19 protein-coding genes are annotated in these 26,056 nt (G+C 58.9%); 11 read left to right on the forward strand and 8 right to left on the reverse strand.

Annotated features, from left to right (window positions below):
* Positions 1-18 precede the first annotated feature (18 nt).
* The 3 genes from ACIX8_RS08005 to ACIX8_RS08010 form a co-directional block, all read right to left on the reverse strand.
* Positions 19-2,238, reverse strand: a complete 2,220-nt coding sequence (locus ACIX8_RS08005; RefSeq protein ID WP_014264833.1) for a glycoside hydrolase family 3 C-terminal domain-containing protein — start codon at positions 2,236-2,238, stop codon at positions 19-21.
* Positions 2,238-2,474: a hypothetical protein gene (locus ACIX8_RS25585; RefSeq protein ID WP_150110526.1), complete on the reverse strand. Its 237-nt coding sequence runs from the start codon at positions 2,472-2,474 to the stop codon at positions 2,238-2,240. The genes ACIX8_RS08005 and ACIX8_RS25585 overlap by 1 nt, the downstream gene beginning before the upstream one ends.
* 213 nt (positions 2,475-2,687) lie before the next feature.
* Positions 2,688-6,398 carry a TonB-dependent receptor gene (locus ACIX8_RS08010; RefSeq protein ID WP_014264834.1) on the reverse strand — a complete coding sequence of 1,237 codons (3,711 nt, stop codon included), beginning with the start codon at positions 6,396-6,398 and terminating at the stop codon, positions 2,688-2,690.
* 251 nt (positions 6,399-6,649) lie between these two features.
* Between ACIX8_RS08010 and ACIX8_RS24450 the strand changes: the two genes are divergently transcribed.
* The gene (locus ACIX8_RS24450) at positions 6,650-8,029 is read left to right on the forward strand and encodes a hypothetical protein (protein ID WP_014264835.1); all 1,380 of its coding nucleotides are present in this window, start codon (positions 6,650-6,652) and stop codon (positions 8,027-8,029) included.
* Between the two features lie 82 nt (positions 8,030-8,111).
* Positions 8,112-10,904: a bifunctional YncE family protein/alkaline phosphatase family protein gene (locus ACIX8_RS08020; protein WP_150110527.1), complete on the forward strand. Its 2,793-nt coding sequence runs from the start codon at positions 8,112-8,114 to the stop codon at positions 10,902-10,904.
* Between the two features lie 100 nt (positions 10,905-11,004).
* Here the strand turns inward: ACIX8_RS08020 and ACIX8_RS08025 are convergent, their stop codons facing one another.
* The gene (locus tag ACIX8_RS08025) at positions 11,005-11,190 is read right to left on the reverse strand and encodes a hypothetical protein (RefSeq protein ID WP_014264837.1); all 186 of its coding nucleotides are present in this window, start codon (positions 11,188-11,190) and stop codon (positions 11,005-11,007) included.
* The gene (gene ccsA, locus ACIX8_RS08030; RefSeq protein ID WP_014264838.1) at positions 11,183-11,914 is read right to left on the reverse strand and encodes a cytochrome c biogenesis protein CcsA; all 732 of its coding nucleotides are present in this window, start codon (positions 11,912-11,914) and stop codon (positions 11,183-11,185) included. Before ccsA ends, ACIX8_RS08025 begins: the two co-directional genes overlap by 8 nt.
* A gap of 299 nt (positions 11,915-12,213) precedes the next feature.
* Between ccsA and ACIX8_RS08035 the strand changes: the two genes are divergently transcribed.
* Positions 12,214-12,882 carry a DUF4142 domain-containing protein gene (locus ACIX8_RS08035; protein ID WP_014264839.1) on the forward strand — a complete coding sequence of 223 codons (669 nt, stop codon included), beginning with the start codon at positions 12,214-12,216 and terminating at the stop codon, positions 12,880-12,882.
* A 68-nt stretch (positions 12,883-12,950) separates the two neighbouring features.
* Here the strand turns inward: ACIX8_RS08035 and ACIX8_RS08040 are convergent, their stop codons facing one another.
* Together ACIX8_RS08040 and ACIX8_RS08045 are read right to left on the reverse strand one after the other, a co-directional pair.
* Positions 12,951-14,909 carry a M1 family aminopeptidase gene (locus tag ACIX8_RS08040; protein ID WP_014264840.1) on the reverse strand — a complete coding sequence of 653 codons (1,959 nt, stop codon included), beginning with the start codon at positions 14,907-14,909 and terminating at the stop codon, positions 12,951-12,953.
* A 117-nt stretch (positions 14,910-15,026) separates the two neighbouring features.
* Entirely contained in the window at positions 15,027-16,349 is a 1,323-nt protein-coding gene (locus ACIX8_RS08045) for a lipid-A-disaccharide synthase (protein WP_014264841.1), read from the reverse strand.
* Between the two features lie 164 nt (positions 16,350-16,513).
* Here ACIX8_RS08045 and ACIX8_RS24455 point away from each other — a divergent pair, with 164 nt between their 5' ends.
* The 6 genes from ACIX8_RS24455 to ACIX8_RS08075 all read left to right on the forward strand — a co-directional run bounded on the left by ACIX8_RS24455 (position 16,514) and on the right by ACIX8_RS08075 (position 20,795).
* A complete protein-coding gene (locus ACIX8_RS24455) occupies positions 16,514-17,269 on the forward strand; it encodes an alpha/beta hydrolase (RefSeq protein WP_052310579.1) in 756 nt (251 codons plus the stop codon).
* Positions 17,256-17,921 carry a YdeI/OmpD-associated family protein gene (locus ACIX8_RS08055; protein WP_014264843.1) on the forward strand — a complete coding sequence of 222 codons (666 nt, stop codon included), beginning with the start codon at positions 17,256-17,258 and terminating at the stop codon, positions 17,919-17,921. Before ACIX8_RS24455 ends, ACIX8_RS08055 begins: the two co-directional genes overlap by 14 nt.
* A gap of 124 nt (positions 17,922-18,045) precedes the next feature.
* Positions 18,046-18,483 (forward strand): MarR family winged helix-turn-helix transcriptional regulator, encoded by a 438-nt coding sequence (locus tag ACIX8_RS08060; RefSeq protein WP_014264844.1) that lies wholly within the window; start codon positions 18,046-18,048, stop codon positions 18,481-18,483.
* 16 nt (positions 18,484-18,499) lie between these two features.
* Positions 18,500-19,846 carry an MFS transporter gene (locus ACIX8_RS08065; RefSeq protein WP_014264845.1) on the forward strand — a complete coding sequence of 449 codons (1,347 nt, stop codon included), beginning with the start codon at positions 18,500-18,502 and terminating at the stop codon, positions 19,844-19,846.
* A gap of 161 nt (positions 19,847-20,007) precedes the next feature.
* Entirely contained in the window at positions 20,008-20,187 is a 180-nt protein-coding gene (locus ACIX8_RS26130) for a hypothetical protein (RefSeq protein WP_223295485.1), read from the forward strand.
* Between the two features lie 53 nt (positions 20,188-20,240).
* Positions 20,241-20,795 (forward strand): cysteine hydrolase family protein, encoded by a 555-nt coding sequence (locus tag ACIX8_RS08075; RefSeq protein WP_014264847.1) that lies wholly within the window; start codon positions 20,241-20,243, stop codon positions 20,793-20,795.
* 657 nt (positions 20,796-21,452) lie between these two features.
* On the opposite strand, the gene ACIX8_RS08085 is transcribed toward ACIX8_RS08075, so the two are convergent.
* The gene (locus tag ACIX8_RS08085) at positions 21,453-23,474 is read right to left on the reverse strand and encodes an ABC transporter ATP-binding protein (RefSeq protein WP_044178138.1); all 2,022 of its coding nucleotides are present in this window, start codon (positions 23,472-23,474) and stop codon (positions 21,453-21,455) included.
* 66 nt (positions 23,475-23,540) lie between these two features.
* Here ACIX8_RS08085 and hemW point away from each other — a divergent pair, with 66 nt between their 5' ends.
* Both hemW and ACIX8_RS08095 read left to right on the forward strand, forming a co-directional pair.
* Entirely contained in the window at positions 23,541-24,734 is a 1,194-nt protein-coding gene (hemW, locus tag ACIX8_RS08090; protein WP_014264849.1) for a radical SAM family heme chaperone HemW, read from the forward strand.
* Between the two features lie 112 nt (positions 24,735-24,846).
* Positions 24,847-25,881, forward strand: a complete 1,035-nt coding sequence (locus ACIX8_RS08095) for a threonine aldolase family protein (RefSeq protein ID WP_014264850.1) — start codon at positions 24,847-24,849, stop codon at positions 25,879-25,881.
* The last annotated feature ends 175 nt before the right edge of the window (positions 25,882-26,056 follow it).

A 26,056-nucleotide genomic window follows, 5' to 3' on the forward strand; every position in this document is an offset into this window, starting at 1 on the left:
AATCTCCAGAAAAACAATCTACGGCTGTACCAGCAGCGTGTGCTTCAAACGAACATCGGCAGAGGAAGCGGCCGCACGAAATTCGACGCGATCACCTTCGACGATAAAGCGATGTGTTGCCTCGTCCCAGTAGGCGAGGCTGGTGACTGGCATCTCGAAACGAACAACTTGTTTCTCTCCTGCGCGTAACGCAACGCGCCGAAACGCCTTCAACTCTTCGATGGGACGTGGCACCGTTGAACCCTGGTGTGCGGCATAGATCTGCACCACCTCGTCTCCCGCGCGCGATCCCGTGTTAGCAACCGTCACCTGCACGGCGATGGACTTGCCGCGCTGCGTGACCGTGAGATCGCTATAAGCAAAGCTGGTATAGCTGAGGCCGAAGCCGAACGGATAGAGCGGTGCCTTCTCGGCGTAGAGATAGGTGCGCCCGTGCCGCAGGTCGTAGTCCATCATCGGGGGAAGCTGTTCGAGCGAGGCAGGCCACGTCTGCGTCAAACGGCCCGCCGGGTTGTAGTCGCCAAAGAGAACATCCGCCAGTGCCGTGCCTTGCTCTTCACTGTTGTGCGTGATCTCGAGGATGGCGGGCGCATGCTCCTGCGTCCAGTTCGTGGTGTACGGAAAGCTGGTCTGCAGCACCACGACAGCATGCGGATTGGCGGCAAGCACTGCCTTCACCAGCGACTCGTCGGGCAACGTCAGACTCTTGCGGTCGATGGCCTCCTTGCCCTCGCTGGGCAGAGCGCATTTGTTCCACCCCGCATCGCACGTGGGATGGTTGCCGACGATCACAATCACGGCCTCCGAACGTGCCGCCAGAGCCGCCGCTGCTGCTTCGTCCTTGCCATCGTTGAACACCACCGAAGCCCCGGCAGCCCGCCGCCGAATGCCTTCAACCGGAGTCACGGAGAGCAGCGGTGTTCCGCTGTACCAATCCAGCGCCACGGTATCACCCCACTGGCCGATAACAGCGATGGACTTCAGCTTCGCCGCATCGAGCGGCAGCGCTCCGCCCGTGTTCTTCAGCAGCACAATCGATTCATCGGTAGCGCGGCGTACAAGCGCTCGCGGAGCTTCCGTATTCCACGGATCGCTCTGCGCTTGATCGAATGCGCCAATATGAGAGTAGGGAGAGTTTGCCGTCGGATCGAGCAGGCCAAGATGCAGCATCACCCGGTAGACGCCGCGCAAGTTGCGATCGATGTCCTGTTCCGTGATGAGCTTCTGCTGCAGCGCATCGCGCACCGGTTGCTGATAGTCGTCGAGAAATTGGTTGATCCCCGCATGAATAGCCGCCGCCGCAGCCTCCGGCATCGTGGCATACGTATGGTGCTGCTTCACCATGTTGGTAAGTGCACCGGCATCCGTGCAGACGATGCCGTCGAGACCCCACTGCGCCATCACCACATCGCGAACCACGGGATTGGCCGTCATCGGCACGCTGTTCCAGGCGTTGTAAGAGGTCATCATGGCATCGGCATGTCCCTCTTCAATCGCCATGCGAAAGGGAACAGCGTAGTACTCATGAAAGAGCCGCGCGTCGAAGTTGGACGACGAACCATCGCGGCCGTCCTCGTTGCTGTTGGCCAGGAAGTGCTTGAGCAGTGAGGCTGTCATCCAGACATGCGGATCGTCGCCTTGGAGCCCATGCGCAAACGCAGTGGCGAGCGTGCCGACGAGGAAAGGATCTTCACCATAGCTCTCTTCACCACGTCCCCAGCGGGGATCGCGGCTTAGGTCGGCGTTCGGTGCGCGGACCACTAAACCTCCGCGATGATATTTGCCAAAGGCAAAGCGCGTCTCATAGGCCTCCTGCGCTGCCGCCTTCTGCAGCAGGGCAGGGTCCCATGTCTGTCCTAGCCCACGCGACTGCGGAAACTGCGTTGTAGGAATGACATTCAGCATCGTGCGCCCCTCCGAATGGCCCTCCCAATGTCCCGGTCCTCCGAGCGCAAGGCCATGCAGGCCTTCGACATGATTGGTTCCAGCGACACCGAGCCGAGGCACGGAGGGGTCCGTGCTGAGCGCATGGATCTTCTCGTCGAGCGTCATGGCAGCCAGCAGCGCGGTGACGCGGCTCTCCGGATCAGCATGCGAGTCCAGATACACAGGAGGTGCTGCCACCTTTTGTGCAGCCATCACGGACGCCACTGGAACCAGGCATAGCAGGAGAAACGCAGTGCGGACGGGCACCGTTGTTTTGGAGTTGAGAGAGAGAGAGAATTTCTGGGCCAACATCAAACAGTTCTCCTGATTGCTTGTACTACTGCTTTTGTTTTTGCTGTTGTCTTTGCTTTTGCCGTTGTTGTTTCTGCCGTTGTCGTTGCTTTTCTGGTTGTCATTCCCGAAGGGAATCTGCTTCTGTTGTTGTCGTTGCTTTGCTGTTGTCGTTGCCTTTGCTGTTGTCGTTGCTTTTGCTGTTGTCGTTGCTTTGCTGTTGTCGTTGCTTTTGCACTTGCTTTTCTGGTTGTCATTCCGAGCGCAGCGAGGAACCTGCTGTCTCCCGTTCTTCGTTCGGATTACTCGCATTCGTGAGTAGAGGCAAGAGACTAGCTTGTACCAGCACGAGTTAAAAACGGGAGACAGCAGGTTCCTCACTTCGCTCGGAATGACAACTAAAAAGACAACGACAACAACACAAGCTACGAGCGAACCCCGTGGCGACCAACCCCACCACGGGACCCTCCCTAGAAGCTGTACTTCAGCGACAACTCCATCACCCTCGCACTCCCCGACTTCGTATCCAAAGTCCCCCACGTATACCCCGCAGGCAGCCCCGAAGCCACATTCGGTGTAAACGTCGTACCGTCATTCGTAGCGTACTTGAGCGTAATGTCGTTGCTCGTACTAAACCCTCCCAGGGGATGATTCAGGAAGTTGAACGCCGACACACGGAATTGCACATTCTGCTGTCCAGTAATGCGGAAGGTTTTATAAATAGTCAGATCCGAGTTGTCATAAGCGGGCCCACTCAGATAAGGGAACTGCCTCAACCCCTGATGCCCCACAGCAGGCGCGCTAAAGCAGGAGAGGTTCAGCAATTGCCGCGACTGCAATCCACTCCTCGGATTGCAGGTCATAATCGGCAGGATCTGGTTCGCATTGGTTCCGAAGTAAGTATTCGAAGTCAGCGATTCATTCTTCGCCGTGTTGAGAATCGTCAGCCCAAGATTCTGTGTATCCTGCGCCTGCAGGTTTCCGCCCGACTGCCAGGTCGTGGTGCCGGAGATCGTCCAGCCATTGACGGTGCCGCTAATCAGCCGGTGGTCTCCGCGATACACCTTGCCGATGTCATAGGCATACGAAGTATTGATCACCTGGGGACGATCGATATTCAAGATGCCATAGTTGCCACGCACGTTGAACGCATCGACCGTGCTGTTGATAATGCCCAGCGACTTCGACCACGTGTAGTTCACATCGAAGGACAGGCGGCCTGCCTGCTTGAGCCACGCGATCTGCAGCCCATGGTAGTTGGAGTAGCCGACATGCTGGTTCACCGTAATGGCGTTCGAACCATAACCGGCTTGATAGGGGTAGTAGTCGTTGAGCTTGTAGGTGGAGGTGTTATCGGGATCGGCCGGGGCCGCCGCACCCGTTACGGGGTCCGGTTGAAAGAGGCCGCCAACAGGAATCTTATTCACGTTGCTGAAGCCGGAACCGCCAATGGAGGAACCACTGCTCTGGCCACCCATCAACAGGTGGCGCGTGGTGTTGCCGACATACGCAATCTCGAACAGCGACTGCCAGGGGAGCTGCCTGTCGATCGTGAGATTCCAGGCAGCAGTGTTCGGAACGTTATAGTCGTTCGGGTCCGCCGCACTGACAGCGCTTGGAAGGGCCGCACTGGCAGCCGCAGTCGCGCCAAGATCACCAAGGTGCGAAAGAGTCACGGACTGCCCGCTGGGCGAGTTATAGGTGGTCATCAACTGTGACGTGCTAAGGTCCCCGGCATAGTCGTTGAATTGGTCGTTCCAGCGATACTCACCCCATCCGCCGCGGATGACGGTACGGCCCGCACCATCGAGATTCCAGGCCATGGCAGCTCGTGGTGAGGTAAAGGCCAGCCGCGTCGGCGAGCCGCCTACAGGGATGCCGGGATTGAGGGCATGCCAGGAGACGCCGGGATAGACCTTCCCTGAGTTGACCTCGCTCGTATAATTTCCGGGGAGCCAGACCGCCAACCCTGTTCCTTGCCGGTCGTACCAGCGGCCGACATGGTCCCAGCGCAGACCCAGGTTCACTGTAAGTCGGCTCGTGACCTTCCAGTCGTCCATCAGGTAGGCAGAGGTGGTGCGGTAAGCCATATCTTCGATCGGCATGTAGTTATTCTGGGTAAAGGCAGTGGCAATGCCCATCACCAGGTTCGCGACCGGATTGATGGAGCCGATGCGCACTGTTGGATTAGCTACGTTAGGCTGCAGCCCGCTGTTGAACGAGAGGTTGCCGTTCGGATAAGCGTAGGTTCCCTGGCGATTGCTGGCGAGGTCGGTATACGCTCCGAACTTGATGGTGTGCGACTTATAGACCTTGGTGACGTTGTCGGAGAAAGCTGGATTAGCCTTGACCGTAGGATAGGAACCTCCTACCTCCCACAGATCGGGTTGAGACAAGTCAGGAAAGGTCTGTGCTCCGGCGCTGTTGATCGAGGGCGCAAGCTGTGCGGCGCTGCTGTAGATCGTTCCGTAGCCATAGCCCAGCGTGGACTTATACGCTGCCTGAAGATTGTCCGGCTGATAAGGGCTGCTGGCATATCCCCACGCGGCGACGAACTCATTGGTGAGCGTTGCGCTGAAGATATGTACGAAGTTGCCCGTCAGAACCCGCGAAACGGTGGGATTGTTGATGGTGCCGCCCTGGTACGGCGCGGCATAGCTGGGGTTGTAGTAAATATGCGCCGGCTGCGAGGAACCGTTGCTTCCGGTCTGATAGGTAAAGAAGAGCTTCGTGTTCTCGCTGAGGTTGTAGTCCACCCGGGCGCGCCACACATAGCCGTTCGCCTGCGTGGTGACAGGCAGATAGAAGTTGTAGCCTCCGGGCGTACTGGCCGGATTGGCATTGGCGGCGGGGAACATCTTCATCAACGCCGCCGCGCCGGCGTCCAGGTACTGCGAAGGAATCACGCCTCCGGTGATCGGTGTGCCATCGGGGGCAACAGACTTGGACAGATCATTGCACCAGTTGGTGGCGGAGGGGCTGAAACCGCTGGGACAGAGCGCGGAGTTGCCTGCTCCGCCGGAGGTGAAGTTGCCTGCCTCCATGGCCGCCGTCGGCACATAAGACTCGAGCGGAGCGGCTGAGGGAAGGAGCTGGCTGTAGTACTCGTAGCCGGCCCAGAAGAGCAGCTTGTTGTTATGGTTGAAGTCCGTTCCGGGGACCTTGATCGGACCGCCTACATTGCCGCCGGGGTAGTAGTAGTGGGCCTCCTGCTTGGGGCTGCCTTGATTGTCGTTGGCCCAGGAGTTCGCGTTGAGCGCGCTGTTGCGGGCGTACAGATAAGCCTGTCCGTGGTACTTGGCGGAGCCGCTCTTGCTGATGGCGTTGACGATCACCGGACCGTTGGGACTGTCGGCGCCGAAGTTCGACGTCTGAACTTTTACCTCCTGGGTCATGTCCGGGTTCACCACGGCAATCGACCAGCAGTTGCAACCTGGATCGATGATGTTCGCGCCGTCGAGGATGTAGGACGTGCCGCCGCGATAGGGTGCGCCACCCGGGGAGAGTCCCACGCCGATGGTGCTTCCCGTCGAAGAGGAGGCGGTGAAGTCAAAGCCTACGCCGTTACCGATACCGTTGGGAACGCTGGTGACGCCGGGAAGGACCTTGAGGAGTTCCGAGATATTGCGGCCCTCCAGCGAAAGCCGCTCGATGTCTTTGGAGCTTAGAATCGCCGAGCGCTCTCCTGAATCGGTCGGCAGCAGATTGGCGGCACCGGCCTCGACCTCGACGGTCTCGCTGGAGGCGCCCACCGCCAGGGCGATCCCGGCCACCTCACGGGTATCGCCGGGGTTCATCGCAAGGCCTGATTGTTTCCAAGATTTGAAGTTGGCCGCCGAGACCGTCACCGTATAGGTGCCCGGCTCAACCGCTGCAAAGGTGAAGTGCCCCACGCTGTTGCTCACCGTCCGACGCTCGTCGCGGCTCGCCTCGTTAAGCAGAACGATACTCGCGCCGGGCACCGCGGCACCGCTGGAGTCCATGGCCGTGCCGGAGAGGCTTCCGGTCGTCAGTTGTCCGCGCAACAGCGGAGTCATGAGCAGAAGGCAAAGCGGCACGAGAGCGATCAGTCTGCCGAACGCCTTCCCCTCACGTCTGAACCTGTTCGGAATCCGGGCCCCTATTGAAAACGATGTTGTTCTCAGGATCTGCTGGAACAGGAATCTAAGTCTTGGGGTCATCTGGTTCTCCTTGAACGGATAAAAATGGTGGCGTCGTTTGCGATCGCTCACTGGCAAGCCTGAAGGTCTGGTCGAAGGCGGCGTAGGGAAACTCTGAACAGCCGTTTCTTCAGCCCGGATCACATGACGCTTCGGAATACACAGGCCACAAGCAATGTACGGTTCGTTACCGGTCTAACTGCTTGATTCTGCGTGTTTGACAGGTCAGATTACAGGGGGGTACCATACCGCCTCGTAGACATAACCTATTCATGGAAACCCTCATCAACCCGGCCTCTGCATCGGAGGAGAACCAGGGAACAGGATCTCGAAGCCCCGAGCGCGTGTACCAGGCGCTCGACCTGATCCTCTCCAGCCCTCCCTTTCGGAACACGCAACAGGGGCAGAGCCTGTTGCGCTACATCGTCAAGCACACGCTCGCCGGCGAGGACAATCTTCTGCGCGAACGCGTGATCGGCTCGGAGGTCTTTGGCCGCCGCCCGGACTACGAGACCGGCGACGACCCGGTGGTACGAATCCGGGTAGCCGAAGTTCGAAAGCGTCTGGCGCAGTACTACCAGTCGCTGCACGAGACGCCAGACGTCTACATCGAGATCCCCTCCGGCTGCTATCGCGCGACCTTCCGGTGGAACGACACTCCTCATGAAGCCGTCCACGGAGCGGCTGGTGGATTTATTCCACCTGTTGGAATAAATCCTGAACCTGTCTATACAAGCCACCCCCCAGTCGATCCCGAACTTCACCCAACTCCAGAAATCCCCCAGGGCTCCCCCATTTCCGCCACTTTGCGCGAATCCTCCGTCAAGAAGGGAAGTTGGAAGATCTGGACCTCGGCAGTCGTCCTTCTCCTCCTCGCAGGGATTGCCGTTTGGGCTCACTGGAACAACGCTCAAACCGAAGGTTTCAAAAAGTTCTGGGCTCCCTGGACGAACAGTCCAAAGCCGGTCATCATCGTCATCGGAAGCAACGCCGTATACCGGCTCTCCGACAGCGTCACCGACCAGTACGCTCGGGACCATGCGTTGGAGACGCACGGCCAGGAGTTCTTCGTTCCGTTCGCTCCAACGGCAACCCTCCATGGCAGCGATTTGCACCCGGCAGAGAACAGCTTCGTTGCTCTGGGTGACGTCGCGTCCGTCTCCGCGCTGGTAGCCACGATTACCCGGCAGAAGCAGACCTTCCAGGAGCGCTTTCCCAACGACATCTCCTTCGCGGAACTACGCAACAGTCCCACGCTACTGGTCGGAGGCTTCAATAATCCGATGACGGTGGAGTTGACCAAAGGTCTGCGCTTCGTCATGAGTGCCCGCAACGAAATCGATGACGCCCAGGACCCCCATCGACGCTGGCTGCTGCATGCTTCTCTGGACTCGCACGACACCGAGGACTACGCGATCGTCACCCGGCTCATCCAAAGCCCCGGCGATGTTCCTCTACTTAGCGTTGCCGGCATGGGGCAGTACGGAACCCTGGCTGCCGCCGACTTCGTCTGCAACCCCGCAGCAATCTCCGACATGGTGCATCACCTGCCGAAAGACTGGGCAAGCCGAAACCTGCAGCTGATCCTCCACGTCAAGGTCATCGACTTCAAACCGGTGGCAACAGAAGTCGTCGCCGTACACGTTTGGTAGGGCATTTGTAATCTTGCGGCAACAAAGCAATTGTTAGGCTTTGGAGATGATAGTGCGACGGTGTAGTTGGCAACTTGGAGTGATGACAGGCTTGGCTCTGCAGGCCGGGTTAGCGTTTGGACAGACGGGAACTTCGATCGATCTGCCAACGAGTAAGCAGATCGTGCGACCGGTGCCCGGTAGCCCGCAACGGCTGAACAGCTTGCCGATGTCGATGGCCATATCGCCGGACGGACGCTATGTCGTAACCGTGAATGCCGGGTATGGAACCTACGAATCGAACTACATGCAGTCGCTGGCCGTGATGGATACCCAGACCGGCGTAGTAGTCGATTTTCCCGATGACCGTACAGCAGTCAAAGCCAAGCAAACGCTTTACTCAGGCCTGGCCTTCAGCCACGACGGCAAGCACGTCTACGCCAGTATGGGCTCGGAGACCGACCCTCTCGGCACAGGTAAGAACGATACCGGCAGTGGCGTGGTGGTTTATGGCTTCAGCGACGGAAAGATCTCGCGGGAACGGATGATGAAGATTCCTCTGCAGCAGTTGGCTGCGGGGCGCAAGACGATGCTGGTCGGCGGAGTGGAGGGCGATAAGGGCGTTCCATTTCCAGCAGCGATCGCTGTCATTGGTTCGGCGGGCGCGGAGAAGATCCTGGTCGCCGATAATCTTTCCGACGATGTGCTGCTGATGGATGCGACTACAGGCGAGATTATCACTCGGTTCGACCTGTCGGAAAACGACGCTGTGCCTTCGACGTATCCTGTCGCCCTGAGCGTGTCGAAAGATGAGACCCGCGCGTTTGTGGCGTTGTGGAATGCGAGCGAGATCGTTGAACTGGATCTGAAGAAGGGCACTGTAGGCCGGAAGCTGCCACTGCTCAAGCCGGACAATGCTATAGCTGCAGGCACACATCCCTGCGCCTTTGAAGTATCGGCCGACGGTCGGACGATGTACGTTGCCCTGGCGAACCGCGATGCCGTTGCGGCCGTGAATGTAGACGCCGGACAGTTCGCAGTGAAGGGATACTTCGATACGCGTCTGCCGCGGCAGACCTACTTCGGAGCAGAGCCCGAGGCTCTGGCCTTGTCGTCCGATGATTCGAGACTGTATGTCGGCAATGCGATCACAGATGCGATTGCGGTGTTCGACACCAGGAAGCTGACCCCGAAGGCTGCCCAACAGGGGATGATCGAGCCGCTCGGATTTGTGCCGACAGAGTGGATGCCGATGTCGATGGGTATCACCGGAGGAAAGCTGTACATCGCAACAGCCAAGGGCAAGGGAACCGGACCAAATAACTTCCCCCAGCGTCAGGTGCCGGGATCGCACGCCAGGATCGGGGCGTCTACCTATATCGGAACGCTGCTCTACGGTTCGCTTGCCGTGTTGGATACGCAGGCGATGGAACAGAACCTGCCCAAGTGGACGGCTGAGGTTGTGGAGTCCAACCGGACGAAGGCCGCAGAGGAGAAGATCCAATTTGCAGGCGGCCAGGATCGCATCAAGCATGTGATCTACGTCATCAAGGAGAACCGCACGTACGATCAGGTCCTTGGGGATCTCAAGCAGGACGGTAAAGCCGTTGGCAACGGAGACCCGAGCCTGGCGATGTATGGTGAGGACAGCACTCCGAATGAGCACAAGCTGGCCTTGCAGTTTGGAGTGCTGGATAACTTCTACGATTCCGGTGAGGTATCGGGCGACGGACACGTCTGGTCGACCGCCGGCATTGGAACGGATTACCTGGAGAAGACCTGGCAGCAGAGCTATCGCGGCGGAGAGCGGACGTACGACTTTGAAGGAGTCGTAGCGCAGGGCTATCCGATCCTGCAGAAGATTCCGGACGTCAATGAGCCGACGAGCGGATACCTCTGGGGCAACATGGCGCGGCATGGCAAGTCGTACTACAACTTTGGGGAGTACATCGCGTCGACCTTCTGTGGAGCGAAGAAGACGGAGAATCCACAGGACGGCCCGCTGCTGGCCGGAGCAACGTGCGAGAAGCCTACGATCCTGCCGGGCGATGCTCTCCCTGAAGCTTGGGGCGGCGGAGTGAACAAGTGGCAATGGCCGATTCCGGTGCTGGCCAACAACACGGCCACGAAGCCAGAGCTGGTCGGCCACTTTGCGGCAGAGCAGCCGGACTTCAATCTGCGCGTTCCGGATCAGATACGAGTAGAAGTCTTCCTGAAGCACTTCAAAGGGTGGGTAGCGGATCGTGAGGCAGGTAAAGACACCTTACCGAACTTTATCCTGATGCGTCTCGGCAACGACCATACGGCGGGAACGGTTCCCGGCGGACCGACACCGAAGTCTTCCGTCGCGGATAACGATCTGGCTGTCGGCCGGTTGGCGGAGGCCATCTCGCACTCGCCCTATTGGGACGACACAGCGCTCTTTGTTCTGGAAGACGATGCCCAAGCCGGTGCGGACCACGTAGACGCGCATCGCAGTATTGCTTTAGTAATTAGCAAATACTCTCCGAAGAAAGCGGACGGAACTCCGTTTGTAGACAGCCGGTTCTACTCGACGGTTAGTTTCGTGCGGACGATGGAGACGCTGCTGGGACTGCCTCCGATGAACAACAACGATGCCTTCAGCTCTCTGATCGGATCGCTGTTTACGGGAGCAGGAGAGCAGCCAGCTTACACCGCGGACTATGTGAATCGCGATAACTCGTTGATCTATACGGCCAACGTGAAGACGGCCGTCGGGGCGAAGGAATCCATGAAGATGGACTTTCGCCACGCCGACCACGCGGACCCTCAAAAGCTGAACGTGATCCTCTGGAAAGACGCCATGGGGGATCGCCCAGTACCGGCGATGTTGACGGTACATCGGAAGCTAAAGAAGGACGATGACGACGACTAGTTTGTTTTAGGCAGGACGATTTTTGCTACGGCACGAAACGCAAACCCCGACACGAAAGTGTCGGGGTTTGCTTCAGCGCGCTACGACTGTTTCAGCAGCCCTAATTGTTCTTATGCCGTTTCTGTTTGTTCGCTGTTCTCCAGGTGTAAAGAGCATAGAAGGCATAACCGAATTGCAAACCCCATGTGATCGCGTAGATGAGTACCAAATTCCGATGGCCCAATGGCGTGTCGATCGCCGGGTCATACGGAAAGATATTCAGTAGAAAAAACAAGATGTTACGCATATTGCGATTCCTCATTTGCTGTTGAATCGATGATTTCCAGCGCCTCTGTTTCCTCATTCTGCTGGCTACGTAACTCCGCTGCGTACCGTATGCTGGCGATCAGCAGTCCCCATGCCGCCCAGGCAAGCACATTCCACCAGACAGGACGGGCAATGCTGGGAGCGATGGAACCTTCGCCTCCAAATACGGGAGCGGGATGTTGTGTACGCCACCAACGGGTAGACATGTAGACGATAGGGATATCGCAGAACCCAAAGATTGCCAGGACCGCGCACGTCGTAGCCCGGGTAGAACCAGTGCTCATGCGCCGCACGAACAAATAGCTAATGTAAATAGCCCACAGCATGAGCGTAGTGGTCAGACGTGCGTCCCAGGTCCACCATATGCCCCATTCTTCTCTCCCCCAGAGAGAACCCGAAACGAGCCCCAGTGTGCAATAAAGGACGCCCATCTCTGCCGTGGCAAGAGCCAGGGCGTCTGCTTTCACTGAGGCATCTGCATGCTTGTGCCGCAGGAATAAGTAAGCTACTGACGCCGCTAGATTCAGAGGGAGAAATACTGAAGCACCAATCCAATTTGGGAAATGATAGTAAAACGCCCGAATCATGTTGGCCTGCTCTGCATCGGGTGGCGATGCCCAGAGGGCCAATCTAAGACCATAGCCTAAGAGGCTTACGGAGATGACGAACCAGATCCAGCGGATCAGCCTTCCCTTTGTACTCATCGAATCATCTCTCGCATAGCTTCACGGAATTCTCTCATCTCCCGATTTTAGTTGAGCCTCATTGCGAGTTAGTCGTTTACCGGATAACTCGTTCTGTATGAAGCATCCGGGACAATTCTCCAATTACGGATGCCGTGCACCGCTTGCGACTCCCATGGAAACCTCAGAGGTTGAAGGCAACGCGAACCCCGCTGGAGGCATTTAACGTACGAAGACGAACGGTCTTCGGACCTGAGTGGACTATCCACTGCGCAGTGATGTCGGGCTCTAGTGGGATCCTCTCGAAAAGGAGGAGTTTAATGATCTCAAAGCAAATGTGTAGCAAGGTTCTACTGGGCTTCGTGCCTACGCTGTTGGCTGGTGCCATGGCCGTTGCGCAGAATCAACCGGGTGGTGGTGCTGCCGGTACGTCTAACCAGACCACCACGAATCCATCTACTTCGGCGCCAGGTCCAGGTGGTATGGCGTCCGATATGAATGACAATCAGCAGCTACAGGGAATGGCAGACCAATCCTTCGTGAAGAAGGCGCTCGAAGGCAATGCCGCCGAGGTTCAACTGGGGCAGTTGGCCCAGCAAAAATCACAGAGCGATGACGTTAAACAATTCGCGCAGAAGATGGTCTCGGATCACACGCAGCTCAACGACCAGATGATGAAGCCGATCGCTCAGCAGCTCAAAGTAAAAGAGCCGACCGAGCTTTCGAAGAAGGACAGAGAGCTTGTCGCAAAGCTCGGCGGCCTCTCCGGTCAGGAGTTCGACCAGGCTTACATTCAGGCTATGGTGAGAGACCATAAGCAGGACCTGTCGGAGTTCAAGGATGAAGCCTCAACTACGCAGAATCCCGGTATGAAGCAAGCCGCGCAGCAGGGGGTGGCGTTGATCTCACAGCATCTCCAGATGATCGAGCAGATCGCGCAAAATCACAATATGCCTGACGGTAAAGTAATGAAGTCTTCGGGTAGTTAATTGCCTTCTGCCTACAAAACAATGAAGGGCCTCATAGAGGCCCTTCATTGTTTTTTGCCTCGGAGTTCTTAGTTCGCTGCAGGTTCGCGCTGATAAGGCTTCTGCATCAGCGCACGGGCCTCGTTAATAGCTCCTTGTGTATTGTCGTTGGTCTGCACAGCCAGGCGGTACTCATTGACGGCACGATCGCGTTGGCCTGTTACATCAAAGATCCTGCCCAGATTGATATGGCTCCAGACCTCGGTCCACTTCGGATCGCCGTCGCCTCGTAGTGCGTCGCGAAACGAGTTAGCGGATGCCTGGTAGTTGCGCTGCGTGAAGAAGATCTCCGCGAGGCGATAGTTTGCCAACGAGCTGGAGCGGTTGGAGTCGAGTGCCTTTTGATACTCGGCGATCGCGGCCATCAGGTCGCCCTGCGCTACCTCCTGCTGGCCGCGCAGAACGGCAATACGGACAGCCAGGTCAGGCGTGTTTTTGAGCACCCAGTTCTCGGGATCAATGGTGATGCGGCGCGGCCGTCCGAAGGTCTCAATGGAGTAAGCAGACTCTGTCCCTGAGAGATCGACGCGGCGCTCCTCGGTCTTGCCTTCCGTCTCGATGCGCAGTTCTATCGGCATGCGAAAGAGGTCGAGGTCCTGCGTGACGGAGCCGACGGTGCGAAAGCCCTTGTTGCTGCCGAGCCGGAAGACGCTGAAATTGTTGCCTAGCTCGGGTGCGCCGGTGCCGTCGAGCCACTGGGAGAAGAAGGGCGTGAGCTGAAGCTTCGATTGGGCTTCGGCGACGGTCTGAACGTTTGCGGTACGTACGGGCTTGTCGGTGTACTGCGAGAGCAGCGAGCGCAGAAACTGCTGGAAGACATCGTCGCCCATCTCCCAGCGGAGCATGTGGAAGACCATCGCACCCTTCTCCAGGGTCATCGACTGAAACTGCGGCGAGAACGGATCGAGCCGGCCAAGGGTGGTGAGCGGTTCGGTGTCATAGGCCAGCGCCCCAGCCTCCACATCAGAGATAGCGGATTGCAGCGCAGTTTTACCGGCGGAGTCTTCGAGGTACAACAGCTCGGCGTAGCGCGACATACCGTTGGTGATCCAGGCGTCGTTGAGTGTCGCCGGTGAGGTCTCCGAGCCCCACCATTGGCGCGCAACAGTATTCGCGAACAACCGTGCATTGCCGCGGTCGGGGCGGATGGCGACGATCTCGGGCGCCCAGGCGGCAGAGACTGAATCTCCGGGGAGCTCTACTACCTCGAGCCGCCCGGACTCCGCGCCACCGAAGAGGTTCGTCATGAACTCGAACTCTTTGGCGACTGTAGCCGCGAAGTCCTGACCCTTCTCTTTGTACTTGTCCGTGACGAAGACGCGAATGTTGGGAATACCTGGCGTGGTGATCGGCGGAAGGAACTTGCCCGCTACGATGGTTCCGGGAAAGCCCGGCTTGGTCCAGTTGAAGACGAACTCAGTGCCACCGCCGGAAAGCTTGTGTTCGCCGCTTACGCCGCTGCCGACGACACGCTCGCCCTCGGGCACGGTGATGTGTATCTCGGCTGTGAACCGATCGGTGAAGAGCCCCGTCATGGGGAACCAGCGCCCCGCATAGAGCAGGACGCTGACGGGATCAGCAATCTGGACGAGCTTGATTCCATCGACCGGGCTGGTCTCGACGGTAGGCGCTCCCGCATAAGTAAAGATGTAGGTCGCCGAAGACCCTTTAGCTAATAAGGTGGCGGGGGTAACGCGGATGGTCGAGTCGGTAACGTTGCGCTCAGAGTTTAGAGAGGCGTTGGCCGCGTCAGTAATTTTGCTGACCTGCAGGCCGTTATTCAAACCGAAGACGACGACGTTGAGGTCATCGAGCGCCGTGAAGGTGATGGCGGCGGTGGCGGTCAGCTTGCCGGTCGCCGGATCGAGGTCGGCGTGAATGACATAGCCGGTGATGTCGATCTGCGGACGTCCTGGAGGAGCTGCGTGGAGCGCAAGCGCTGAGAGACCCACCAGAAGAATGCAAAGGCTGCGGAGTCGCTGAATCATGCCGTAAGTCCTTGGCGGAGCATCGGACCAGGCCGCGCTCCATCGTCATTGTGTTCTGTTTTGCGAGTGCTGAACACATGATTGCGTTTCAAACGTCTTAGACGCAAATTGTACGACTTAGGCCTTGTTCCCGCTGCCCGAAGACGAGAGAAGCTCAACCACGGCTTCGGCGACGCGGTGGATGGGCGATCCTGCTACCGCATCGCTCGCGCGAAGCTTGTGGCGGACGTCGGCCAGGGCTGCTATCTGGGCCTCGCGTGCCGGCCCATCGAGCAGCAGCGGAGTGAGCGCAGAGGCGACATTCGCGGCGGTGAAGCGGCTCTGTAGCAGCTCGGGCACGATGCGCCGCCCGGCGATGAGGTTGACCATCGCTACCGGCAGGTTGCCGTCGAGGTCCATCATTTTGGGGAACTCATCGGGATAGCGAACAAGCTTCTTGGCGAGCGCAAAGGTCAGGTCCGAGACCCGGTAGACGACGAGGAACGGATTGCCGACGATCGCCGCCAGCACGGTCGCGGTGCCGCTGGCCACGACTGAGGCGCGGGCATGGGAGAGAGCCTCGTAGGCGTCAGGAACCAGCGTGAGCCGGATACTGGAGGCCTCAGGGCCGAAGTACTTCAGGTGTTCGGCGTTCAGTTGATCGATGTACGCACGAAGATTTGTGGGATCGATCGTAGAGGCTACCGGCAGCAGGAACTCGTAGAGCGTGTGGGCGGCGGGATCGCGGGGCTGCCGGACACGGTTGCCGTCGAAGGTCGTATAAGCCGCGGAACTGGCGATTAGGTCGCTCATAGCCAGCTCGTGCAGCGTGGGCAGGTTGGCGTGGATCTCCTTCCAGCGGCTGCCGGGCAGCAACGCGATCCAGATTCTTTCCAGGTCGAGGCCATGCTGTGCGGCGTAGGCCTCGCGGGGGATGGCTGTTCTGGGCGTACCGGCCAGCGGATGTCCCACAAACTCCGCGTCGACGCCGCGTTCGCGGTAGAACGTCTCTTCGAAGGGGAAGATGACGAGCATCTTGTCCACGCGCTCCTGCACCCAGCGCAGACGGCGTCGCTTCCAGGCCCAGAGCTGCGGGCTGACGAACCAGACCACGGGCACTCCGGAGCGGTGGAGATGCTTCGCCAGCCGGAAGTTCACGTCGGGGAAGTCGATGAGCACGGCCACATCGGGCCTGTTGGCGCGGATGGAGCGAACCAGCCGGCGATAACTGGCGTAAATGTGCGGGATGTGGCGAAGAATCTCGGTGACGCCCATGACCGCGACGTCTTCCGCGCGGACAACCCGTTGCTGGCCGGCCTGTTCCATCTGCGATCCGCCCAGGCCGGTGAAGGTCGCGTCAGGGAAACGCTCGTGCAGATTTTGGATCAGGGCAGAGCCGTAGGCATCGCCCGAGGCCTCGCCTGCGGAGAGAAAGATGCGCGGATTGGAACGAGTGGCGATGGCTGTAGTTTAGCTGGTCGAGGAGTGGGTTTGTTTGGAACGGTATGCTGTGGGTGAGCTTTGCCGAGTCTATGAATTTAAAGAATTTAAAATTGTTGCCAAATTCAGAACGCTGGCGGTCGCATCTTTTGTCTGTGCCGCTGGGGCTGGTGAGCCGAGGGCTCATGACTCGCGACGCTCTTCTTGGAGTGACGCGCCGCATTCCAAAGCATGAGTCGCGCGAAGAGTTCTTCTTTGCCAGTGGTACCCGGCGTCTAGCCGGAGTGTTGGTTGCGGGTGATGAGGGCGCGCCGGTCATCCTGATCTGCCATGGGATCGGCGAGACGGTAGGGCATTGGAGTGGCGTTCAGGCATGGTTTCGGGATCATGGCGTGGGCACGATGGTCTTCAACTACTCGGGCTACGGTGCCAGCTCGGGAAAGATCCGTTCAGAACACTGCGACGAGGACCTGGTATCCGCTTATGCGGAGCTGCGAAGACGGATCGGACTAAGTGTGCCGGTCTTCGTGCTGGGTTTTTCCTTGGGCAGCGGTATCGCAGCGAGCGGGGTCGGGCGGCTGGAGCCACCGCCTGCGGGGTTGATCCTGTGCGAGGCGTTTACCTCTTTCCAGGATGCTGTGCGCTCGGCGGGATTTCCGCACTGGTTGGCGCGTGAGCTGCCGGATGTCTGGAACACCGTTACGGTTGTGGCTTCGGCGCGGTTGCCGGTCTGCGTGGTTCATAGCGACGGCGACAAGCTGTTTCCCTTGAAGATGCCGCGGCGAATCGCCAAGGCCTGTGGCGAACGAGGAGAGTTGATCGTGGTCGAGGGGCTGGCGCACAATGAGCCGTATCTGAAGCCGATGGACGCCTACTGGGGGTCGATCGTTGCGTGGATGGCTCGGCAGGAATGCCCGGGAGAGACTGATGGCGGCAGGTAAATCGAAGACGTTTCGCGCAGCCCTCGAAAAGGGCGACCGCTCGCTGGGCTGGACCATCGCACGCGTGCCCTTTGAGCCCTCCGAGATATGGCCGAAGATGGTTCGCCTGCGCGTGCGGGGCGAGATCAATGGCTTTGCGTTCCGTACCTCGCTCTTTCCCGATCCGCGTGGTGGATTCTACCTGCTGGTGAACAGGGTGATGCAGCGGGGGGCTTCGGTTTCCTCGGGAGAGATGGCGGAGTTTTCGTTGCAGCCGGATATGGAAGCGCGCGCGGCAGAGCTGCCGGATGAACTCGCCGTGCTTCTGGACGATGAGCCAGGGCTGCGCGAGTGGTACGACGAGTTGACCGAGTACATGCGGCGCGAGATCGGCAAGTGGATAGCGGGCGTCAAAAGTGATGAGGCCCGCATGCGCCGCGCCGAACAGGCAGCCGAACGCCTGCTTGCGGCGATGGAAGGCGAGCGCGAGTTGCCGCCGGTCATCGAGGCTGCGTTTCGCAAGAGGCCGAAGGCAAGGGTGGGCTGGGCAAAGATGACTCCTGTACAGAGGCGTGGGGAGTTGATGGCGGTCTTCCACTATCAGACGCCGGAGGCACGCGAGAGGCGAGTAGGGAAGTTGTGCGATCTGGCCGAAAAACGCGTTCTTTTGTAGAGCTTTCTCCAAAGCTTCCCCAAATGACAGGCTTTGGTGACCCTGCGCAATGCGTTTATGTGAACAGCCAAACTTGCAAGTTTAACTTGCAAGTTTGGCTGTTCATGCGTAATCTGAACCTGTCATGTCGCGAAAGAACTTCGACCTCGAAATCACCGACTTTACCCATTCCATTGGGCTCCTGGTGCGACGCGCGCGCGTTGCCTCTTCTTCGCAGGAACTCTCCTGGACGGAGACCAGCGTACTGAAGCGCCTTGCCAAGGAGGGACCTGCTACCACCGCCGATCTGGCGCGAATGCAGGGTATGCGGCCGCAGTCGATGCGAACCATCATTGCAACGCTGGAGAAACTGGGCATGATCGTGCGCAAGCCGCACGCGACCGACGGCCGCCAGGTGAACATCGCGCTGACCGCCAAGGGCGCGGCTCTGCAGAAGAGTGCTGGCGATGCCAAGCGGACGTGGCTGGCAAAGGCCTTCGCCCAGCTCGACGCACAGGAACGAGAGACGCTGTTCGCGGCCGGAAGGATCATCAAGCGCCTGGTGGAAGGCGATACTCAGTGAGGATCGACGGCAGCTTATGAGTGGACCTGCAACCAGTCCGGATAGGGAGGAGATCTCTTCTCCTGGCAGTTCGATATCCCACGCATGGCGAGCGCTGCGGCACCGCAACTTCAAGCTCTTCTTCTTCGGCCAGAGCATCTCCGTAATTGGCAATTGGATGACGCGGCTGGCGACAACCTGGCTGGTCTATCACCTGACCCATTCGGCGCTGCTGCTTGGCATCGTAAGCTTCGCAGGGCAGATTGTTTCGTTTGCACTGGGGCCGTTTGCGGGCGTCTGGGTCGAGCGCCTCCACCGCCGTAATTTATTGGTGAGCACGCAAGCCGCGGCGGCTATTCAGTCGCTCGCTATGGCCGCTCTCACGTTGGCCCATGTCATCACTCTCTGGGAGATCATCGCGCTCACCGCCCTGCAGGGCGTGATCAATGCGTTCGACATGCCCGCGCGCCAATCCTTTCTTGTGCAGATGGTGGACGACCGGAACGATCTCAGCAACGCCATCGCTATCAACTCTTCGATGGCTAATGGAGCGCGGCTGATCGGTCCCGCCATCGCCGGTCTGGTGGTCGCGGCCTTCGGAGAAGGTGGTTGTTTTCTCATCGACGGCCTCAGCTACTTTGCCGTGATCGCCTCCTTGCTGCTGATGCGGATCAAGCCGCAGGATCTCCGGCGCAGCAAAGCCAACATGTTTGAGCAGATACGCGAGGGCTGGGATTATGTCAGCGGCTTTCGGCCTATCCGCACCATTCTTCTGCTCTTTTCGCTCATCAGCCTCATGGGGTATTCGTGGTCTGTGCTGCTGCCGATCTTTGCCGCCCAGGTCTTGCATGGCGGCGTGACGACTCTCGGCTGGCTCATGGGCGCGGCGGGAATCGGTGCCCTGACATCGGCGATCTCGCTTGCTTTTCGCAAGTCGGTTGTCGGGCTCACGAGGATGCTGCAGGTCGCTTCTGGGATGCTGGGAGTGGCGCTGATCCTCTTCGGCCTGTCGCATACATTGTGGCTGTCGATTGTCCTGATGGTCTTCGTGGGCTTCGGCATGTTGCAGGCTGCGTCCGCCAGCAACACGATCATTCAGTCGCTGGTGCCGGAGGATAAACGCGCCCGCGCAATGAGTTATTACACGATGGCCTTCTTTGGCTCCGCGCCCTTCGGCAGCTTGTTTGCCGGTGCGCTGGCTGACCGAATCGGTGCCTCTCACACGGTCATGGTCACGGGCACGTTCTGCATCGCCGGATCACTTTGGTTCACGTTGGAGCTGCCGAAGGTTAACGCAGTCATACGCCCGATCTACCGCAAGATGGGCCTGCTTCCTGCTCGCGACATCGATGCGATGCCGGACGTACAAGAGCCGGCGTTATGACTTCAACAATCCCTAACTGAGAGGAAACCCCATTGAACTGGCATCACTTTATCGCTTGTTTTTTCGCCGGCCTATTTCTAACGAATGTCGTGCCTCATTTTGTGTCTGGCATCTCTGGTGACCGTTTTCCAACCCCTTTCGCTAAGCCTCCCGGAAAAGGCTTGTCCTCCCCGACGGTGAATGTTGTCTGGGCGCTCTTCAACCTGGTCGTTGGCTATCTTTTGTTTCGGGTTGGAAAGGTCTCGAGCGGAGACACTCTCGCCCTTGTTCTCTTCTTCGCGGGCATCGCTGTAATCAGCCTCTTCTCGAGCGTGCGCTTTGCGCAGAAACACGCCAGCTAACTGCCTGAACGGAAGACGGGCGATCTTCCAGATTCACCAACGAAAGGAAAACCATGCCTCTGACTACACTCGATCCCAAAGCCGCCTTGATTGCAATTGATCTGCAAAAAGGCATCGTCGGTCTACAGACCATTCATCCTGGTGGCGAGATCGTCGCACGCACTGCCCAACTTGCGCACGCCTTCCGCGAGAAAGGTCTGCCGGTCGTTCTCGTCAACGTAACAGCCCCGGCTCCAGGCCGTACCGACGCCGGTCCACGCAACTTTTCGTTTCCAGATGATTGGACCGACCTTGTTCCCGAATTGGAGCAACAGCCGGACGATTATGTGGTCAGCAAGCAGCGGCCGGGTGCGTTCATCGGGACTTCGCTCGATGAGTACCTGCGCCAGCGCGGCGTAACCCAGGTCTTCCTGACCGGTATCGCGACAGGCTCGGGAGTAGAAGCGACTGCGCGCAGCGCCTTTGATTACGGCTACAGCGTCGTGGTTGTCGTGGATGCAATTACGGATCGGGATGTCGATGCACATCGCCATTGCGTCGAGAAGGTCTTTCCTCGGATTGGGGAGACCGATACCACGGAGAATGTGTTGAAGGTATTGCGCGGGTGAAGACCAACCTAGCGCGAGCGCTATCCGCAATGCTTCAGCGTTGCGAAACGGAGGAAGCCGTGGGCTTTAGGCCACGGAATTCAGGCTTGGCAAAATGTGGCCTTTAGGCCTGGGCCTTCTTCGGCTGCGGACAAAAAGGCCCGTGGCTAGGTTATGTCTGACGAATCGAAGACCCCAGCCTTGGAGCGACCCAGGCTCGCTGTACGCATAGCTTTTGTTTTGCGTTTCCCCACAGAACCGTCATCCTGAGCGAAGCGTCCCAGCCTTTGGGGACGCGTCCGTTCGACTACGCTCAGGACCGAAGGACCCCGAGGGTTGACCTCTTGCTTATGCCTTTGGAGCTTTTCGACCTTGAGCGCTCGAGCCTGGACTCTCGTGCTGGAAAAGGTTCCGGCATCCTGGGCGAGATCAAGTCCTTCGGGGTCCTTCGACTCCGCACCTCGCAAAAAACGCGAGGCGCTACGCTCAGGATGACGTCTCTGTGGGGGAACAAAATATGTAATGCGTTGCTGTACACGATTCGTCAGACACGAACTAAAAGCTCAATTCGTGCCTGCCTCTTGTTCCGTAGCCTAAAGGCGATTGCCTCCCTTACCCTCCGTCTCTGTGACGCTGAAGCGTCACAGAACGCGCTTCGCGCTATAGCTGGGGGCGGCCCTACGCAGTCGCCGTTTCGGCGATAGAGGAACCCAACTCCTGATCCTTGTACTGGAGCTGATAGAGCTTGTAGTACAGGCCGCGCAGCGCCAGCAGCTGCTGATGCGAACCCTGCTCGCGCAGCTGGCCCTTGTGCATGACCAGAATCGTATCCGCGCGCTGGATGGTGGAGAGCCGGTGGGCGATGAGCACCGAGGTGCGGCCCGTGATCATGCGTTCGAGCGCGAGACGCACGCGCAGTTCCGTTTCGGTATCGACAGAGCTGGTGGCCTCGTCGAGGATGAGGATCCCCGGCTTGTGGGCCAGAGCGCGGGCGAAGCTGATGAGCTGCTTCTGTCCGGTGGAGAGTGTCGAGCCACGCTCCAGCACCGGCTCGGCGAACTGTGCGGGCAGGGTGCGGATGAAGTCGGCGACATTTACTTCTTCAGCCGCGTTGGCGACCTCGTCGTCGGTGATCCAGTTCGAGCCCAGGCGGATGTTCTGCGCGATGGTGCCGGAGAACAGGAAGGGGTCCTGCAGGACGACGCCGAAGCGTTTGCGCAAGGGGATGAGGTCCTGCTCGCGGACGTCGATGCCGTCCACCAGCACCGCACCGCGCTGCACGTCATAGAAGCGCATCATGAGCGCGGTAATCGTGGTTTTGCCCGCGCCGGTGTGGCCGACGATGGCGGCGGTCATGTCCGGCTCGATGGTGAAGCTGACACCTTTCAGAATCCACTCGATGTTATCGAGTGCTGCTATCTGAAGCCCATTGTTCTGCGCAGAGAGACCTTGAAGAGCCTTGAGTTGTTCCGGCGTAAGCGTCTCGTAGGTGAACCATACATCGCGAAATTCAATGCGTCCGCTGCGGTCACCGGTAACGGGCTTTGCAGGGATCGGGATCTCGGGTTCGGTATCGAGCAGTTTGAAGACGCGCTCGGCGGCGGCCATGGCTGATTGCAGGATGTTGTACTTGTCGCTGAGGTCCTGAATGGGCCGGAAGAAGCGCTGCGCGTACTGGATGAACGCGATGAGAATGCCGACCGTGACCACAGGATGCAGGAAGCCGCCATGCTGGATGGCTGTCTGTCCGTGCAGAACCGCGATACCGCCACGCCAGATGACCAGCGCAATCGCGATGGAGCTAAGAAGTTCGACGACAGGGTAGTAGAGCGCGTAGGCGAAGATGGCGTCGGTCCACGCCGCCTTGTTCTCGGAGTTCACCGCGGAGAAGTCGCGGAAGGCGCGCTTTTCGCGGTTGAAGAGTTGTACGACGCTCATGCCGGAGACGTACTCCTGCGTGAACGAGTTGATCTTCGCGGTGGCCGCGCGCTGGCGGCGGTAGCTCTCGCGCACATAGATGCGGAACAGCTGCGTCGCATAGAGGATCGCCGGGATGACCGAGAGCGTCAGCAGGGCGAGCAGCCAGCTCATGCTCAGCATGATGACGACGATGAAGGTGAGCGCGAAGACGTCCTCAAAGATGGCGAGCACGCCCGAGGTGAACATCTCGTTGAGCGCGTCGACGTCGGAGGTGACGCGCGTGACCAGGCGTCCGACGGGATTACGGTCGAAGAAACCGACGTGCATGCGCTGGATGTGGCGGAAGATCTGGCTGCGCAGATCGAACATGATCTTTTGTCCGGTCCACTGCATCAGGTAGGTCTGGACGAACTCCAGGCCGAAGGTGAGCAGCAGGGAACCGAGGTAAAGCGCGCCGATCTCGGTCATGCCGCGAACGGGGTCCGGGCTGAGATGACGGGCGAGCCAGCTCAGCGGTTTTCCGGGGGTAGGGGCGAAGTAGGTATCGACCGCGACCTTGACGAGGTAGGGGCCGAAGACGTCGCTGGCGGACTTGATGAGGATGGCGACCGCAGAGATGCCGGCCTGCAGCTTGTAGGGCTTCAGGTACGCGAAGAGCCGGCTCATGAGCCGGCTATCGTAGGCCTTGCCGACGACATCGTCGTCGATGCCTGGGCGTTTGGGGGCAGCTTGCTGCGTCTGCTCCGCCGTTGCGGCGGGTTTTTTCTGTTCGTCTGCCATCGATTCCATTCTATTCGGAGCGGGCAGTTCGTCTTCTGAAATCACACCGCATGAAAGAATGGATGCGTGAGGATCGAATCGGCTTCGGATGCGCTGGGGATATATATTTCAGTCCCTTTTTGCCGCGCCAAGTGCAGTTTTTGCAACTTTGCCTCGGGAGTTTCGTCTCCAGCAACCATCGAGCGTTATGTGGCGATGCTCTGCGGGGAGATTGACGCGGCAAAGAAAGCCGCCGCGAGCCTCGGAGCCGATCTGCCGGGGTCGGTCGGAACGGTGTACTTTGGAGGGGGAACCCCGAGCCTGCTGGCCCCTTCGCAACTGCGTGAGATCTTTGCGGCGTTGCGGCGGAACTTCGAGGTGGCCGGGGATGCCGAGATTACGCTGGAGTCCGCGCCGGGGCAGATTGCGGACGAACTGCTCGCCGAAGCGATGCGGCTGGGCGTGAATCGCGTGAGCCTCGGGGTGCAGTCGTTTGTGGACCGGGAGAGCGCCGCGGTGGGCCGTTTGCACACGGAACGCGAGTGCGTGCGCGAGATCCTGCGGCTGCGAGCTGCTGGATTGCCTGAAGTCGGCGCCGATCTGATTGCAGGATTGCCCTATCAGACCGAGGAAAGCTTCGCTCATTCGCTGGAGGTTGCGAGTGGTGTGGGGCTGACGCACCTCAGCGTGTACATGCTGGAGGTCGATGAAGACTCTCGCCTCGGTCGCGAGGTGCTCGCCGGAGGGCAGCGCTTTCACGCGCATGGGGTGCCGCAGGAGGAGATCGCCGCGACGCTGTACGAACAGGCCTGTGCGATGCTTCCGCAGCAGGGGTTTGCGCAGTATGAGATCTCGAACTTTGCGGCGGAGGAACATCAGTCCAGGCACAACAAAAAATATTGGCAGCGTGCGCCTTACATGGGTTTCGGCCTCGATGCGCACTCGATGCTGCTGCGCGGGGTGGGTGCGGTTCGGTTTGCGAATCCTGAGGAGCTTGCAGATTACAGAGCGGCTATGCCTGCTGAGCCAACGCTGGTGGGGGTGCGTGAGGCGTTTGAGGAGACCGTGTTTCTTGGCCTGCGGATGACTGAGGGAATTTCGATGCAGCAACTGCGGAGTGAGTTCGCAGAAGAGCTCGTTGCCCCGTATGAAGAGGCTGTGCGGGAGTTGGTGGATGAGGGATTGATGCTTGCGGAAGAGGATCGCTGGCGGCTTACGCTACGCGGGCGATTGGTGTCGAACGAGGTGTTTGGGCATTTGCTGGAGAGGCTTCCTGGGTGAAGTTGTGGTGGTTCGGGAAGCAGATTCCCTACGGGAATGACAACTAGAAAAGCAAAGGCAAAGGCAAAGACAAAACAGAATCAAGCAAAAGAACGAAGGGATAAAGGAAAAGATGAGTTCGAAAGTAATCGACCTGCGTAGCGACACAGTGACCCGGCCTACAGCGGCCATGTATGCGGCGATGGCGTCCGCCGAAGTGGGCGACGATGTGTACGGGGAAGACCCGACAGTGAATCGGCTGGAGCAACGTGCGGCAGAGGTCTTCGGTCGTGAGGCCGCGATCTTTGTGCCTACCGGAACGATGGGGAATCAGATTGCGATTCGCCTGCACACCCAGCATGGGCAGGAGGTTATCTGCGAGTCGCGCTCGCATGTGCTCGACTGGGAGATGGCCATGCTCTCCGCCTTCTCCGGCTGCATGCCGCGTACCGTTGCAGGAGACCGCGGTGTGTTGAGCTGGGAGTCGATCAGGAAGGCTATCTCTCCTAAGATCTACTACCGGGCGGCGACAGGGTTGATCTCGCTGGAGAACACGCACAACATGGCCGGCGGAACCGTGACGCCGCTGCCAGTGCTGCGCGAGATCTGGCAGGGCGCTCGTGAGGCGGGGCTGCCGGTGCATCTGGATGGCGCCCGTGTCTTCAACGCTGCGACTGCGCTGGGAGTAAGCGTTGCCGAGTTGACCAGTGGCTTCGATACCGTGATGTTCTGCCTGTCGAAGGGGCTGGGCGCGCCGGTGGGCTCGATCCTGGTGGGTAGCCGTGCGGCAATCGATCGCGCACGCATCTTCCGCAAGGCGTTGGGTGGAGGCATGCGGCAGGCTGGCATCCTGGCGGCGGCTGGATTGATTGCATTGGAAGAGATGCCGTCGAGGCTCGGTGAGGATCATGCGAATGCGCGTCTGCTCGCTGAGGCCACTGCGCAGTGTCCCGCAGCGGAGATTGATCTTACCGCGGTGCAAACCAACATCGTCATCTTTTCACTGAAGAACAATGGCGATGCCGCGGGGTTTGTAGCGAAGTTAAAGGCGAAGGGCATTCTGTCGAGCGCTATCGGACCGCACCATGTGCGGCTGGTGACGCACTATGATGCGAGCCGTGAAGATTGCGATGCTTGCGCGGCGGCACTTACGGAGCTATTGCGCTAAAGCAATAGGAAGATAAGTGGGCCAACTAGCCTGGTGGCTCACTTATCTCCTGTGGTTGATCCACCTCTGTAAGTATTTAATAAAGCTATAGATTTATTACTGCATGAATAAATCTATTCCGAAATCCAAGAAGACAATTATCTGACAATTCCCTGACAACAATCGTTATTGCGCG

The organism is Granulicella mallensis MP5ACTX8 (genome assembly GCF_000178955.2).
Lineage (GTDB): Bacteria > Acidobacteriota > Terriglobia > Terriglobales > Acidobacteriaceae > Granulicella > Granulicella mallensis.